Origin of the sequence: Wukongibacter baidiensis (assembly GCF_050888315.1) — a bacterium.
Lineage (GTDB): Bacteria > Bacillota > Clostridia > Peptostreptococcales > Caminicellaceae > Wukongibacter > Wukongibacter baidiensis.
In genome coordinates this window covers 262,883-278,681 of sequence record NZ_CP138202.1, presented here as the reverse complement: position 1 = coordinate 278,681, position 15,799 = coordinate 262,883, and the positions used below count along the sequence as shown (strand labels likewise).

Genomic DNA, 15,799 nt, shown 5'->3' with positions numbered 1-15,799 from the left:
ACACTTTGCTTTTAAATACAACCTATGCGTTGACTAATACTTTAACTTTTTTAAAACAAAAAGGATAAAGTAAAAAACTCTATCCTTATCTAATTCATAAATTTACTACTCATTATCTAATATTGATTGTACTATACTTACTAAATCAATATCTTCTACATCACCATTCGCATCTACATCTGGTTCAAAGCTGCCCCAATCATCAGAGCTTGATTCAAACAATCGCCCTGCAATTGCTAAATCACCTAGTGTAAACTCACCATCTTTATTAACATCGCCTAGATTACGTTTAGTAATTGTAAATGTCTTTCCTCCAAAAGTTGGTGTTATTTCATTACCATCCCCATCAGCAACAAGACCAGAAGAAACTTCAATATCTCCTGAACCATCAACATTCTTAGCTTTGAATGTTAATTTTAATATTTGCTCGTCTCCATCTAAGCCATTTTCTTCGCCCTTACTTGCTACTACATATCTGGCTTCTCCCTCCGTTGAGGTTTCTTCATGGTATATTTTCAAATCAGCAGAGTCTACTGGTTCAGCGCTAACAAGTTCAAATAAGTTTTCATCATATTCTATATTAATATCTTCTGCATATATACTATTTGCTTCTTTTATGACAACAAAAGTTTCAAATTCTGTTCCGCCTGGTATTTCGTAACTTGGTGCTTCGATATCTAGACTTAGAGTTTCAGATGTTTCCCACTCGCTCCATGCAAATTTTCCACCATATACACCTATATTAGCCTGTGTTCCATCAGGATTTGTACCAGTTCCTATGTGTTCCCAAGTTATTCCCGATATATTATAATTAGAGTCTATAGTATATGAAAATGCTGTGCTGTCTTCTGTATAGTTAACTTGATCTTCAATAAGATTATCATTAACTTGTGTAGTTACTAAATGTGAATCTCCATAGTTACCAAATCGATCAGCATTACCTATAATAAGTGAATTTTCCATATATGAATCGTCTCTGTAAGCACCGTATCCTGTGTTTCTAGCGTCGATAACAGAGTTATAAAACTCCACAGGATAACTCACTGGTGTATTGTAATTTGCTAAAGCAATGTCTAATTCTAAAACACAGTTATAAAATTGAAACTTATGATTTCCAGACTGTCTAAAAAGTTCTCTTGCTTTAATATTTAACCTATACAATTTGATATCAGCAGATGAACTGCTCCAAGTTGACTGGGATGCGCCAAAGTCTAATTTACTTAATAGTCCATCACCAATTATAGATATTTCCTTACTAATTGCACCGATATAATCATTATAATTGACCCCTTCTTTACCAACTAGGTATATAGCATCCCCTGTCAATGCACATTCATTATAGGCTTTGGTAAAAGTCTCATATGGATTCGCTTTAGAACCGTCACCACTCGTATCATCACCATCGGCTCCATCTACATAATAAATGTTATTAAAATTCAAAGTAGTGTTGTTGATTGTTATACCTTCTGCTGCATGTACTTCAATTACTGAGCTAATGCAAGCAAATGATACAATTAATACTGATAAAATAAAATACATTCCACACTTTCTAATTCTCATATTTACTCCTCCTATGCAATTTATGATTTTGGATACAAATTATATTATAGTCGACATTTTATTACATTTAAAGAAATATTTAACGACATTTTTCGACCCGCTCGCTTAATCAAACTAGGCTAAACCTTAGCGCAACTTTTTTTGCTTTCTATAATAGTAAAAAAACGGATTCAACAACTATTCTAATCAATACTTTAGCACCAAAAGCAATAAAGGATAAAGCCAAAGCCTTACCCTTAATAACATTAATCTTCATATTCTATTATTTCAAATTATAAAGTTTTATCAGCTACTACAAAATTCATTCTACTTTTTAGAAGTTCTATTCTAATTTACTGTCACTAATCTCACTTAATATTTTCTTGTATAGCTCTTTATCTTTCTTATTAATGCTCCCCCTATTATTTAATGTTGCATAAATACCAAAAATCAATAAGCATACAACTTTTTCTCTAGAGTTATCTTCATTTGTAAAATATATTTGCATCATTACTAAAACTATAGCAACAAAGGATAATGTTAAAGCAACAGTATTTCCAGTTATACCAGTATTGAAGCTTTGAATCAATAACAATACAAACATTAATATAGTAATACCAAAACAAAGTAAATATATTAACATTGAACTTTGATTCTTTTTCTTCGTAGTTTCTAATATTTCATCGATATACGTTTTAATATCTCTTTCATAGTTCATATGATCCCTCCTATATACCACATATATATGCTTGTCTAAATATTAATATGAGTATTACACCATAAGAGGGTCTTAGAATTGCCTTAATGTTAAAAATAAAAGGACAGAGTGAATTCTCCGTCCTTGTTGTTATAAGTTTAAATGTCAATACTAGTATTTATTTAAAGTTAATTATACTGCTTTTCTTTCTTTAATCATAAATGCTAACACTAAACCAATTGTTGCAGCTACAGCAGAAATGATAAATGTGTTTGTAAAGCTTCCTGCCATTGTTTTAATAAAGATACCAGATAATGCAGCTAGTCCGTAGGCTTGATATATCACTCCATAGTTAGATGCATATCTGAATGATCCAAATTCTTGATTAGTGAATGTTGGGAATAGTGCTAGGAAACCACCATATCCGATAGCAACACCGATTACACCAAGATAGAACATCGCTTTAATACCAGCTAAGAAACTTAATGATAATAATGAAATGATTGTGATTACAAATACTGCTCTCAATACATTTAATGTACCAAACTTATCAGATAAGGTTCCGGAAACTAGACGACTTCCAGCATTTGAAATTGCAAGTATGGAGATAATACCAGCAGCAACAGCTCCATCTAAACCAGCCACTTCGATTCCAATGTTTTTAGCAGCACCTAACACTAAAAGTCCAGGAATTACTGCTAGCCAATACATGAGCCAAGTTTTAAAGAATTTAGGAGTTTTTATCATTTCACCAGTAGTGTAATCTCCTTCTTGTTTTTCAGCTGCTTTCTTCTCAAATCCTTCTGGGTTATTTGTAAATACTGCTCCAATAAGAATTAAAACCATAGAAAATAGTCCAAGATTTAAAAATGCACCAGATACATTTGAGCCTACCAAAAGTCTAGAAATAACTTCTTTGAAAATGATACTTCCTCCACCAAAAACACTTACTGCTAATCCAGTAATCATACCTTTGTTTTTAGGGAACCATTTGATTAAAGTAGAAAGTGGGCATACATATACAAAACCAACTCCTGCTCCAGTTAAGACCCCATATGTTAGATATAACATAAAAGGTGATGTTGCAAATGAAGATAAAATTAGTCCTCCACCATATAATAATCCACCAATTATAAGTGCCGGTCTTGGTCCTTTTTTGTCTACTAATCTACCTGAGAAGAGAGTACTAAATGCAAATATAAATTGTGCAAGAGCATAAGTAAATAGAATCTCATTTGATCCCCATCCTCTTTCAGCTTGAATAGCAGTTCCAAAGATACTCCAAGCATAAAGACCTGCTATTGTAACTTGAGCAAGTAGTGCTCCAATTAAAACTAAGTACTTGTTCTTTACGTTGAATAATAATTGCTGTTTTGTTTTCATAAAATCCTCCTTAGTATGATTTCTTAGAATAATAAAATGTTATAAGATATTTATTTATGCTAAGCTTTATGGTACTCTTCATATATTTTTTTATAATACATAGGAAATTATAACTTATTAACCTTCCAATTTTCATCTACCCATAGTCCAATGACTTGTACATTTTCATTCCATGGGATTACTTTTTCAATTGCCCTATTGATTTGTATTATTTGCTCTTCTTCCTCTGCAGGATTTCCTCCACAGTCATAATGTCCAACTATAGCTATTAATTTAGAATTATGTTTTTCTGTAGAAACTTCAACTCTTCTTTTTATAGAATCAATAATATCAGAATCTTGGCATTCCGCCAAAACTTTATTTGGACCTGGCTCGGTAATCATATCAACATACTGAGCATTGTATTCTTCCATTAAAAATTCTATTACAGGTAATTGAACTCTTCCATCCATACAATTTATTGATGTAACAAATTTTGTGTTTGAATTCATTAGTCTATTACTCTCTTTCTTCTTTGATTTTTTCAAGGAAAACCTTTTACTTAACCACTAAAGTACCCGTTTTACCTTCAATTCCTTCTCCTGCCTTCTCAAGAGCTGTTATAAGTGATTTTCTACCTTCCTTTGATGCTGCAAACTTCATGGCAGCCTTAACCTTTGGAAGCATTGAACCAGGAGCGAAATGTCCTTCTTCAATATATCTTTCTGCATCTGCTAAATTCATTTCACTTAATACCTCTTGGTTAGGCTTTCCAAAGTTGATTGCAACCTTTTCAACTGCTGTTAATATTATTAGATAATCCGCATCTAATATCTCAGCAATCTTTTCACTTGCAAAATCTTTATCTATAACTGCTGGTACTCCTACTAGGCTATTTCCTTCCGCTACAACTGGAATTCCGCCTCCACCAACTGTTATAACTACATGTCCATTGTCTACTAATGTCTTTACTGTTTCTTTTTCAGCTACATCTACAGGAATAGGTGATGGAACAACTCTTCTCCAACCTCTACCAGCATCTTCTCTCACTATGTAGCCCTTTTCTGCTTCAAGTTTTTTAGCTTCCTCTTCTGTATAAAATGCTCCTATCGGCTTTGTAGGATTTTCAAATGCTGGGTCATCTTTATCTACTATAACCTGAGTCACTACAGTAGCAACTGGTTTCTTGTTTCCTCTACTTAATAATTCTTCTCTAATAGCATTTTGAAGGTGATATCCAATATACCCTTGGCTCATTGCGCCACATTCTGGGAACGGCATTTCTGGAGTTGCAGCCTCTGTTTTAGAAGCTGTTTCCATAGCTAAGTTTATCATACCTACTTGAGGTCCATTTCCATGGGCTATAATAACTTCATTTCCCTTCTCAATCAAATCAACTATTGGCTTAGCTGTACTTTTTACAAGATTCAATTGCTCTCCAGGTGTTTTTCCAAGCGCATTTCCGCCTAAAGCTACTACTATTCTCATTTTTTGTCCTCCTTTAGTCTTTTTCGTGAGTTATTAGCTATCCTTTTCAGAATTGTAGTCATGTCATTAAAAGCTATTGACTACTTTTTTCAGTTTTTTGATTTTTCAATCAACATTTAGAATCAATCATCTCATATTTTACAATTCTTACATAAATATACTAACTACCAAGGTAGTTAGTATATTTGATTTCAGTATAATATTTTATTCTCATCTTGTCAAACACTTTTTTAAATAAAACTATATCCCAAGTTTCTTTATACAGCAAAAGGACAGAGTAAATACTCTATCCCTTCTGTTATGAGCTTAAAAGAATTCCTATTAATTATTTAGTTGAAATAAATAAGTTGTAATGTCATCAACTTAACAACATACCTTAAAAACGAAAAAAAGATTTATCTTCAAAATAGATCTTCTTATAATTCTCTATTTTATTTGCTATCATTAACCTTCTTATCTATATCTTCAACTAAATCCTCATCGTAGTCGCCAAACCAATCTCTAAGCTTTGATTTCGCCTGATCCTTCACTTCATCATCAATAAACATAGAAACCGATGCAATAGCTAATACTAAAACGCCTATATCATCAGTATATCCAGCAACTGGTGTTATATCAGTAATAGCATCTATCGGTGAAATAAAATATCCCAGTGAACTAATTATTGTTGCCTTAGCCCACTTAGGGATTACGGGTTTTTGTAGTGTATAAAATAATAGTAACCCTGCATAAATCACATTTATTCCTGCTTTTTGTGCAGTTTTTAATATCTTATCAAATAACAAATCTTTAGAATAGTTTTTTGAATATTCATTCTCCATTAATTCATTGTTATCTTTCATCTATTTTCTCTCTCCCCTTTAAATTTGTGAGCTTTATCTACACAAAACATTATACCTAATATTTTTATAACTCTCAATTTTTCCACAGTTAAAGTTTATACTTTCCTATATTTCTATGCCGTATCCTTTTGAGATATAAGTTTATAGTATTTGCTTTTATTGAAAGGATATCAAGATACTCCTTTTCGGATAGCATATGCAAAAAGAATTTATCTTAAAATATATTTACATATTTATAAAAGGAGGTAATGTTTATGACTGGTTCCTCAATTTTTAATTTTGTTTCCCTTTTGACAATTATAAAATCATTTACCGATGTACTCGTTGATATAGCAATTATTTTTGTAGCATATAAAACTTTAGAGCCTTAAATTTGCTGATAAATAACATTCATATTTCTTCAGTAAATACAAGTTTTGAGTAGTTCCTATTTCTGTATTAATAGACTGAAAATTGATATTAACTTGAGACTTATATATCTTTTCTACCCGTCACTTGCTAATATAGCCATTCTGCCATTACTGACTGTTACTGTGAAATCTGTACCTCTTAATCCAATAGGTGTAACCGTTACAAAGTATTCACAACAGCTAGGAAAGGTTATACAGTCACAAAAAGTAAAATCAAATGTGTTTGTTACTCTATCAATAGCAGACCCTGCGAAAACTCTTCTTCCTATTGACCAAACGCCTAGTGCTATTGGCTTTCTACTGTCGCACGCTCTAAATAATTCGTACCGTAATCTTCCATCTCCAGGTAGGGTTGTTAAATTCTCAAAACTCACAATACTTGAAAACTCAATATTCACCATAGGCTTATACAGATAAGTGGTATCTATAGTAGTATGAGCCAATTGAAAAGGAGTTTCATCGGATGATGGTGTAAAAGTTCTACTTCCAGTTCCCTCTCCACATTCTAATACTATTCTCCTAGGTTTAAGGGACTGTGACTTACAATCTATGCAGTCACATTTCTCATTGCGGATTTCATAATTATCATGATAATAGCAATCCTTTGTTGACTGTGCTAATGCAGTCATCCTTCCATTATCTATTAACACAGAGGCATCTCCAATACTCAATATATCTAAGACAGTGACTTTAACAAAATATTCGCAGCATTCATGACAAGTTAAAGTCTCACAAAATATAAAACTAAAAGCCTCATCTAATTCATGTGTAAGATTAGCTCCTGTTCTTTCAAATCTCCAGTTTCCACGTAATACTGGTTCGCCATTATCGCAAACTCTAAATAATTCAAACTGAAGGATAGTGTTAAATAAACCTCTACCAAGTTTAATTATACTTGAAAAATCTATTAATACTTCAGGTCTACTTAAACAGTTAGTATCAATAGTAACATAGGCTATATTAGATGGCGGGTCAGTTGGTTCTCTAAATACTATACCTCCATTGCCCTGTCCACACTCTAATAATATTTCTTTAGGCCTAGGATGGTTTTGATTGAATTTGGTATCTTTATTTTTAGTGTCAAGGGCTTTATATTGCTCTAAAGAATCACATAAAGATTGAGATAATGCTACTAACCTTCCATTACTAATGGTTGCTATAGCATCATCTATTTCAACGGGTGTGATAGTTACAAAATAATCACAACAGCCTTGGCATATGAGACAATCACAATATATGAAGCTGAATGCTTCTTCAATGTTGTCAAAGTAATTAGAATTGACATTAACTTCATCAAACATCCAAATCCCTAGTGATATTGGGTCTCCGCCATTGCATACTCTAAGCAGTTCATATTTTAATACAACTGTTCCAGGTTGTTGAATTGAAGGCGTTAGGTTAACCATACGTACAGTACTAGAAAACTTTATTAAAACTTCTGTTCTGTTTAAAAAAGTTGTTTCAACAGTCACATGTGCTAATTGGAATGAAGCATCATCTGATGATGTAAAGGTTGTTCTCCCAGCTCCCTCCCCACATTCTAATAGTATTTTTTTAGGTTTGAGATGATTTAGTTTGCATTTAGTAAAATTGCTAACAGGTTCACAAAATTGAAGTTCTTGATTATTACTCACTGATTCTTAACCTCCTTAATATTCTATTAGAATTCAGCTTGACTCTAATTTTCACTATATATTATGTAACCATAGTCTTAATTGACAGTGAATATTTAGTATTAGCAGTAAGATCTCAATTTTATATTTGGATAGGTTAACACTTAACTCTAAAAAATATAAAGCAAAGAGGGATTAGCTTGAAATCTTATAGCAATTCTTTTAAATGAGGTTACAACATTTGAATCTATTTCCGAAAATATTAATGAGTTTTTAGGAATGTCTTTGAGATAATAGCGTTTGAAATTTTCAAGCTCTATTTCTTTGCCCCCATTCTTCGCTAATGCTCTATTTTCCATATCTAAATAATTTTAACAAAATTTCTCTATGTGCATATTATGTTATTGAAGCCTTTTAAAACAAATAAACTAATTTAAAAGAAAGGAGTTAATAAGCACAATGCCAATATATTATTATCGGCCAAGACCATTTATACGACCGTATCCGCCTCCGTACCCACCACCATATCCTCCACCTCATTACGGACCGTATCCACCACCATATCCCCCTCCATATCCTCCGCCTCATCATAGACCGTATCCACCTCCGTTCCCTCCACCATATCCACCACTTTATCATAGGCCACATCCTAGACCTAGACCATATCCATATAGAGAATCAGATTAAAAAATTTGGTGGAGTTGATTAAATAATTTGTCCTCACATACTAGCTGGGGGCTTATTATTTTATATTTCTTTTGTTAAACATTAGGGTGGTTTGCAAAATATAACAAGGTTTAAAATATATTGTTTGGTTTAGTAAAAATCCTATTTAGCATACTTTAATAGTTTTAACAAAATCACTATTTTTGCATATTATGTTATTATAGCTCTATAAAACAAGTAAATTAGCATATTAGAAGGGAGTTAATAACTATAATGCCTATATATTACCGTCCAAGACCTTGGTTAGGTTTTTGGCCAAGACCGTACCTTTTCCCATATCCAAGACTATATGGAAGACCATATCGCAGACCATATTTCAGACCATATCCATATAGATAATTAGATTACGGAACTTAATAACGTTGGTAAAAAATAGTCCTCACATAATTAGTTGAGGACTTTATATTTTTAGTACACTGTTTAATATCGACTATATCTTCTTAGAGATGCTTTTTTTTTGCACATTTTTGGTAATATTTTCCCGTTTAGCACTCAAATCTGCATGTCTGAATGATTTTAACAAAATCACTTTATATGCATATTATGATATTAAAGCCTTTTAAGATGAGCGGTGTCTCATTTGATAACCAAGTATTTTGCTTAGTAAAATAAATAAAGTATAGACTTAATAAGGCCGCAAAAAAAGAAGGGAGTAAATAACTATAATGTCTACGTATTCTTATCCGCAACAGGAAGAAAGCCCTATTCTTCCTATTACACAAGAACTACTAAAGTCCCATGAAGGAAGATTTATTGAAACAACTATTAAAGATGTAGGTACAGTTACAGGTCGTCTTGTAAAGTATCATGACGAGACTGGAATGGCAGATATAGAAATTATTGGGATACATGATGATTTTACTAGTGTTCATTATACTGATCTAGTTGGAGTTTCTCCGTTAATTCCAGAATCAACTTCAGAACATCGGCGGCAACCAACTTTAAGGCCAACAAGGCCACGCATAAGCCCTGGGCGGCGACCATCCTTAAGGCCAACAAGACCACGCATAAGCCCAGCTAGGATGTCGATTATAAGATTGCAAACTAGGCCATTCCCTGGTCCAATCCAAGGCCCGTTACCCGGACCATACGCAATGCCGTTACCTGGACAATATTCAATAGAGACCTTTAATCCACATCCAGCACCGTTTTCTGCATTATATCCGGGAGCATTTCCTGTTGTGTACCCAATGCCGTATTTTGTACCATATCCTGTAATGTTTCCATGGCCGTATCAAAGTTCATTTCCTAGTCCATATCCAAGACCATAGTTATATGGACAATCAAATTAAAAAATTATATATAGAGAGTTCCAAGTAAATCTTAATTTATACATATCAAAATATCCGACGTTTCTGGGGATTTTTGATGTGTATAAATTAAAGTTTTGACTGGAATCTCTATATCTCTAAATCATTTTAAAATGATTTAATTGAAATTATCGCATGGATAGATTAACATCCATGCGACATTAGTTTTTGCTCCAATTATGTTTGTTCGAAATATTTCTTAATTAGATCTATAGCTAAGTCAATTCCCTCCGTTTCCCATGATTCATGACAATCTCCTCTTCCATGACTATTATCCTTCTTTACCCTTTCAGCATACTCAAGTTTTATGTCACCTAATTCTACCAACAATTTATTAACCTTATTTTCAAGATTTTTGTCCATAAATATCTCCCTCTCCCCATGTACCTTAAGTTAGTATTATTTTATGTTTAAGCATAGCATTACTGTGTCAGTATTTGATTCGGCTTCTAAAGGTAAAAAGCTTTCCCAAAAAATAGAAAAGGGGGTATCTCATATATGGCGAGATTCAAAACCTTGAACCACACTCACTCCAAAACACCCCATAGCTGTACTCATAAGATTCCTTTATGAGACAGCCCCAAAATTTTGCTAAATTCAATTTTAAAGCTACTATATCAATTTAACTATCACATCAATATCATCTGGCTGATTATCAAATTCAGCAATTTTATTAACCTTTTCCTTACCGCATTTCATGCATCTGTGTATTATTTGCATCCCTTTACCTGATTTATTTCTGATACCTATTGGTTTCATTAGGCCTTTACATTGATTCATTCTGTCTCCTGGTTTATTGTCCAAATGCTTTGAATACAAGCAAAAAGGACAGTGATTTCTAAAGCTCCCATTATTTAATGGATATACATATTCACTACAACGTTCACAGATAAATCCTGTATTTTCTTTTTTTCTACTCATACCCGAACTCCCTCATCTTGATTTATTTTTATAAACCAAGAAGTTCGGGTTCCGTTTTGCTCTGCAATTACTCTTCAGGCTTGGTTGAAATAGTGACAAATTCACCGCCAGTTCCTTTAGGGTCAGCGATTACTTCCTTTTCCTGCTTCATTAAGGTTTTTTTCAACCTTAAATCCGAACCACGACCAATTTTTCTTTACTTTGTATTGGCCACTGTAAGGCGGATAACTTTTTACTCGGGCCCACCTTCCACCGGTATGTGTATATTCAACCTCACTGACATCGGCCTTCGTCCCCGATCAGGCATGAATAGAATATAGCATGTTATGAATCATTTTATCCCTCCAAATTATAATGAGTATAAAAATTATCTAGCTATTCCTACATTAAATTCTATCACAATTTTAAGGATAAATACAACCGAGTCTCCTCGTTCTTCATTAACTATAGTTATCCCATTCGTTTAGAAATAGGGTGATCTTCATTTAGTTGAAGCAAGTCCCATAGGTTTCCATATAGATCTTTAAAAACAGCTACTGTACCATATGATTCTGTTTTAGGTTCTCTCACAAATTCTATTCCTTTGGAAACCATATCATTGTAGTCCCTCCAAAAGTCATCAGAATTAAGAAATAGAAATACCCTTCCGCCTGTCTGATTACCAATGAAGTCTTCTTGCTCAGGTTTAGAAGCGCGGGCTAGTAAAATTGTTGTACCAGTTGATCCTGGGGGAGCTACAACTACCCAACGTTTGTCTTGCTCTGGCTGATAAGTATCCTCAATCAACGTGAAATTTAGCTTCTTTGTATAAAATTCTATAGCTTCATCATAATCTCTAACAACCAAGGCTATATGTACAATTGACTGTTTCATTTTTTTATGCACTCCTTTAGATCGTATTTATTACAACTAATTAATTCCTTAAATTATCATAACATGAAAATTATAGTTAATCTATAGATTCTTTAGCATTAGATTTATGATATAATTAGTTACTATGTATTTATTTTTTGAAGTAGGTGATAATATGGCAATTTATACTTTGATATCAGTTTTTTTATCTAGTTTTATACCATTAATGTTTTTGTTTTCTGCCATGAATAAGCTAATACGTGTAAATAAAACTGTTCGCCTTATTTTATGAACTTTCTTTACATTTTTTGCAAGCTATATCTGTAGAATGTTTGCCAAATATGTAGTAACCTCTATAGAAAGTTTCCCTTATTCAATCTCAGTTTTTGTGTTCACATTGTTTATATTTCTACCTTTATTCGGTTCTCTAGCTATCGCTTCAAAAGTCACCAGAGATAAGTAGCTATAAAGCTTAATAGGTTTCTATAAAAAATACCTACAGAGTAATTCGAACTTATTTTTTCCCAAATTTTGGTACAAAACTTCTACCTTCTGAATACGTTATACCGAAAGGAGGTGGAAGAGATGGTAGATCAACAACCTGATGCAAATATACAGATAGTAACTAATGTAACTCAAGAGCAAATCGCTGATGACATCTTTGTATCAGCTCTAACTGGTATTGTGGATATCAGACAAACACTTCTGTTTGATGATCGTACTATATTATTAGAGAAAGTATTGCCTTTCTCTATTGTAGGTGCCGTAATAGATGAGTCTGGCAATAACAATAACTAGGCTTAGTATTAAGCAATTCTACACATTGAAAGTAATTGGATTGTTTCATAAGGGTTTCTTCTAGGTTCAGCCCGGGGTGTTTCAGAATGAGTGAAGCTAACCCCGGGTTATTCATAGAAAATTTAAAACTCTGCTGCGTCCTTTTAATCCTAAGACATCCATCAAATTCTCGACGTACGGTACAGGTATGCCTTCGAACCTGATGAAAATCTTAGAATCAAAACTACTTGCACCCTTTTAAATTTTCTATAAATAATCCGGGGTTAAGGTTTTGAAATTTCAACGGTTTGGCTAGTTGTGTAGAGCTCTTAGTAAAACTCAATTTATACAGGTACAAATACTCAGAGTTTTTAAGAGTTTTGGACCTGTATAAGTTGAAGTCTTTACTAGAATCTCTATAGTGTACGTGCCAAGTCGGTGAACATTTCAAATTACGCAGAAATTCGCCATTATGAGACACCCTATTTTTGTTATACAAAAATAAACCCCTACAAACAGGAGTTTAAAATTTAGATACTCTATAGAAACTTATACATCATATACAACATTCTTAATAACAACATTCTTTTCTCGAGATAAATCACATAAAAAAGAATTGACTTCTTCCCTATTATGTTTAAAAACTTTTACTGACGGTCTTAATAACATTTCCTGATTTATCTTTTCAACAGTTCCTATGAATCCATTGCTTAGTTTAACAACGGTTCCAACAGGGAAAGGTATTATTTTTTGTAGGAAACTCTTAATCATATTCATATTAAAGTGTGTACCACCAGATCCCATTAGATATTCAATTGCTTCATGTGGAGATAGTGCTTTTCTATATGGGCGGTCTGAAGTTAGTGCATCATATACATCGGCAATTGCCGCAATTTGAGATAATGTATTAATCTGATCCCCTTTTAGTCCCTGTGGATACCCTGAGCCATCGTATCTTTCTTGATGCTGGAGTGCAACAATTCTTACTCTAGGCCCCAGGTCAGTATATTCCCTAAGATAAGCAAATCCTTTTTCACAATGATCCTGTATAATTTTGAATTCATCATCATTCAATTTCCCTTGTTTATTTAATATTTCATTTGGGACAAAGATTTTTCCTACATCATGCAACATACAACCTAGTGTTAAGTCATATAAGTCGTTTCTATTTAATCCATAGGCTATTCCTAAAGTTAAAGCTAGGACACCTACATTTACACTATGGTTAAAGGTATATGTATCAAGACTTTTAATATCAACTAAGCTAATTAATAGCTGGGGTTGAGAAAATATATCATCAACTATAAGTTTAGCCATCTTCTGTATTTCATCAAGATTTGATTGATTTTGATTGTGTATTTTCTCCTGTTTAAAGGGATTTATACTTGTATCTTGAGTAGTCATAAAATTGTTATATATATTTTGTATTGTGTCTATAGCTTTCCTTCTTACTTGTGGCTTTATTACATCATCTAGTTCCTGCTCGCTATATTCATCAAAAATATATATTGAATAGAAACCATGTTCTTTGATTTTCTGTATGTAACTATGTGTTAATTTTGTTCCTTTAACTAACAGTACCTTACCATTAGCATTATACAATGTCTGTGCTAGAAACACGCCATCTCTAACAACAGATAAGGGTATTAATCTCAATCTATCACCTCAAAACTACATTTCAAACTATATCCATTATAACATAAAGTTCGTGTTTTTTATACGACATATTTCGGCAGTTCCCATACCCATATAAATAAACTTACATATATAATATCGTATATTTCAAAAAAATTCCTTAGTTCTTTTGTATCATTAATTTTAGCCATTTTTCAGTCGTATTTCTGTTGATTACAATTTTAAATATTTGGGGTAAATAATATATTTATAGTTTGCCTCTTGAACTCAAGCTACTTAAATTCTACATATTTCTTCACAATATTAATTATGTTCAATTAAGTGTCGATTTATCTAAATTTTGTTGTTGAAAATATCCTCAAAAAATAATAAACCCAGATTACTCATAGAAAATCTAAAACTCTGCTTTGTCCTTAATTCTAAAGACTATTAGCATCTTTTTAAACATTCTATGAATAATCTGGGCTATACCTTTAATCTTTTAACAAGGCTCACAGGCCACTTCCTTCCTAATGCTCTTGTTTATAAGCTCTTTCGTAAAAATCACATTTTTCAACTGTACAGTTATTGCAAATACAATGAATACATGTTACCATTCCACATTTTCTTTTAGCAGTGTTATCTCTGTTTTCAGTATGCTTTTTCATATTTATTCCTCCCTTTATTCTTGTTTACATTTATATTATAATACATGTATTCCGTCTTGTCAATTGTATACAATTATATTTGCGTATTTTTTTTAAAAAAAGAGATCTAATATATCTTCATATATTAAATCCCATTATTAGTGCTTTTGAAAATTCTCTTTAAAAAAGAACCTTTACTATTTTCATATCTCTTCAATTTGTCTTTTAACATTGCAGCTTCATATGCCCTCTCTTTTAACTTCATTTTTAGTCTTGCATTCTCAGATATTAGTGCATCCTTATCTTCGTTAACATATTCATCCTTAAAATTATTTAATGTCCCCTGTATTTCTTCTACCAAGACTTTACTAAGGTTATTAAAGTTATCATCCAGTTTATCTTGAATTATCTTTCTTATTTCTATTAAATTTTGCGGCTGATCTACACTCAAACTATTATTGATAGGTATAACATCGTTTCCTGCTTCTACATTAGCACTATAGCTCGTAGCTGCTATCTCATCAATATTTATTACTTCTTCTGGGGAGTTTAGTATGGTTTTTATTTGCTTGTTTGACAGCCCCCTCTCTTTTAAAGTTTTAATATACAGAAATTTCTCCATCTCGATATACGAATAATATCTATGGCCAGATTTATTTCTAGGAATTTCGAGTTCGAATTCCTTTTCATAAAACCTTAGAACATGATTTGGATAACCGATGAGGTCACTTGCCTCTGATATTGTGTAGCTTTTGTTAATATCAATCATCTATCTATTCACCCCTAATTATATAATCTTGGTATATTACTTTATTCTTTTAAAATACTTGAATTCCTTTAAGGATATCTAGTTTTTTTATAGCAATTTCAACCATTTTACGAGTATATACTACAAATATTTTTATACAATAATAGCAAACGACATCATTCTATTTTTCATATGTATTTTCTCCATTATCTATACAATTAAAAAAGTCCTCTTCTATTAATCTCATAGAAAA

The 15,799-nt window shown here is 32.4% G+C and carries 16 protein-coding genes; 2 read left to right on the top strand and 14 right to left on the bottom strand.

Annotated elements, in window-relative coordinates:
• Window positions 1-105: 105 nt before the first annotated feature.
• The 8 genes from R9X47_RS01320 to R9X47_RS01285 form a co-directional block, all read right to left on the bottom strand.
• Entirely contained in the window at window positions 106-1,560 is a 1,455-nt protein-coding gene (locus R9X47_RS01320; protein ID WP_432664884.1) for a cohesin domain-containing protein, read from the bottom strand.
• A gap of 322 nt (window positions 1,561-1,882) precedes the next feature.
• Window positions 1,883-2,257, bottom strand: a complete 375-nt coding sequence (locus R9X47_RS01315; RefSeq protein ID WP_432664883.1) for a hypothetical protein — start codon at window positions 2,255-2,257, stop codon at window positions 1,883-1,885.
• A 171-nt stretch (window positions 2,258-2,428) separates the two neighbouring features.
• Window positions 2,429-3,619, bottom strand: coding sequence for an L-lactate MFS transporter (locus tag R9X47_RS01310; protein ID WP_432664881.1), 1,191 nt, complete (start codon window positions 3,617-3,619; stop codon window positions 2,429-2,431).
• A gap of 107 nt (window positions 3,620-3,726) precedes the next feature.
• A complete protein-coding gene (locus R9X47_RS01305; protein WP_432664880.1) occupies window positions 3,727-4,146 on the bottom strand; it encodes a carbonic anhydrase in 420 nt (139 codons plus the stop codon).
• A 10-nt stretch (window positions 4,147-4,156) separates the two neighbouring features.
• Window positions 4,157-5,086: a carbamate kinase gene (gene arcC / locus R9X47_RS01300; protein WP_432664879.1), complete on the bottom strand. Its 930-nt coding sequence runs from the start codon at window positions 5,084-5,086 to the stop codon at window positions 4,157-4,159.
• Between the two features lie 431 nt (window positions 5,087-5,517).
• Window positions 5,518-5,928, bottom strand: coding sequence for a YkvA family protein (locus tag R9X47_RS01295; protein ID WP_432664878.1), 411 nt, complete (start codon window positions 5,926-5,928; stop codon window positions 5,518-5,520).
• A gap of 484 nt (window positions 5,929-6,412) precedes the next feature.
• Window positions 6,413-7,972: a DUF4489 domain-containing protein gene (locus R9X47_RS01290; protein WP_432664877.1), complete on the bottom strand. Its 1,560-nt coding sequence runs from the start codon at window positions 7,970-7,972 to the stop codon at window positions 6,413-6,415.
• Between the two features lie 469 nt (window positions 7,973-8,441).
• Complete coding sequence (locus R9X47_RS01285) at window positions 8,442-8,573, bottom strand: hypothetical protein (RefSeq protein WP_432664876.1); 132 nt, start codon at window positions 8,571-8,573, stop codon at window positions 8,442-8,444.
• 769 nt (window positions 8,574-9,342) lie between these two features.
• On the opposite strand from R9X47_RS01285, the gene R9X47_RS01280 reads away from it, so the two are divergent.
• A complete protein-coding gene (locus tag R9X47_RS01280; protein ID WP_432664875.1) occupies window positions 9,343-9,948 on the top strand; it encodes a hypothetical protein in 606 nt (201 codons plus the stop codon).
• A gap of 216 nt (window positions 9,949-10,164) precedes the next feature.
• Here R9X47_RS01280 and R9X47_RS01275 read toward each other — a convergent pair whose 3' ends face one another.
• From R9X47_RS01275 to R9X47_RS01265, 3 genes are all read right to left on the bottom strand, one after another.
• Entirely contained in the window at window positions 10,165-10,350 is a 186-nt protein-coding gene (locus tag R9X47_RS01275) for a hypothetical protein (protein ID WP_432664874.1), read from the bottom strand.
• Between the two features lie 249 nt (window positions 10,351-10,599).
• A complete protein-coding gene (locus R9X47_RS01270) occupies window positions 10,600-10,908 on the bottom strand; it encodes an RNHCP domain-containing protein (protein WP_432664873.1) in 309 nt (102 codons plus the stop codon).
• 450 nt (window positions 10,909-11,358) lie between these two features.
• On the bottom strand, window positions 11,359-11,781 hold the full coding sequence (locus R9X47_RS01265) for a VOC family protein (protein ID WP_432664872.1): 423 nt from the start codon (window positions 11,779-11,781) through the stop codon (window positions 11,359-11,361).
• A gap of 564 nt (window positions 11,782-12,345) precedes the next feature.
• Here R9X47_RS01265 and R9X47_RS01260 point away from each other — a divergent pair.
• Window positions 12,346-12,558 carry a hypothetical protein gene (locus R9X47_RS01260; protein WP_432664870.1) on the top strand — a complete coding sequence of 71 codons (213 nt, stop codon included), beginning with the start codon at window positions 12,346-12,348 and terminating at the stop codon, window positions 12,556-12,558.
• A gap of 528 nt (window positions 12,559-13,086) precedes the next feature.
• Here R9X47_RS01260 and R9X47_RS01255 read toward each other — a convergent pair.
• The 3 genes from R9X47_RS01255 to R9X47_RS01245 form a co-directional block, all read right to left on the bottom strand.
• Entirely contained in the window at window positions 13,087-14,193 is a 1,107-nt protein-coding gene (locus R9X47_RS01255; RefSeq protein ID WP_432664869.1) for an HD-GYP domain-containing protein, read from the bottom strand.
• A gap of 488 nt (window positions 14,194-14,681) precedes the next feature.
• Window positions 14,682-14,819 carry a hypothetical protein gene (locus R9X47_RS01250; protein WP_432664868.1) on the bottom strand — a complete coding sequence of 46 codons (138 nt, stop codon included), beginning with the start codon at window positions 14,817-14,819 and terminating at the stop codon, window positions 14,682-14,684.
• Between the two features lie 124 nt (window positions 14,820-14,943).
• A complete protein-coding gene (locus tag R9X47_RS01245; RefSeq protein ID WP_432664867.1) occupies window positions 14,944-15,567 on the bottom strand; it encodes a MerR family transcriptional regulator in 624 nt (207 codons plus the stop codon).
• Window positions 15,568-15,799: the final 232 nt, after the last annotated feature.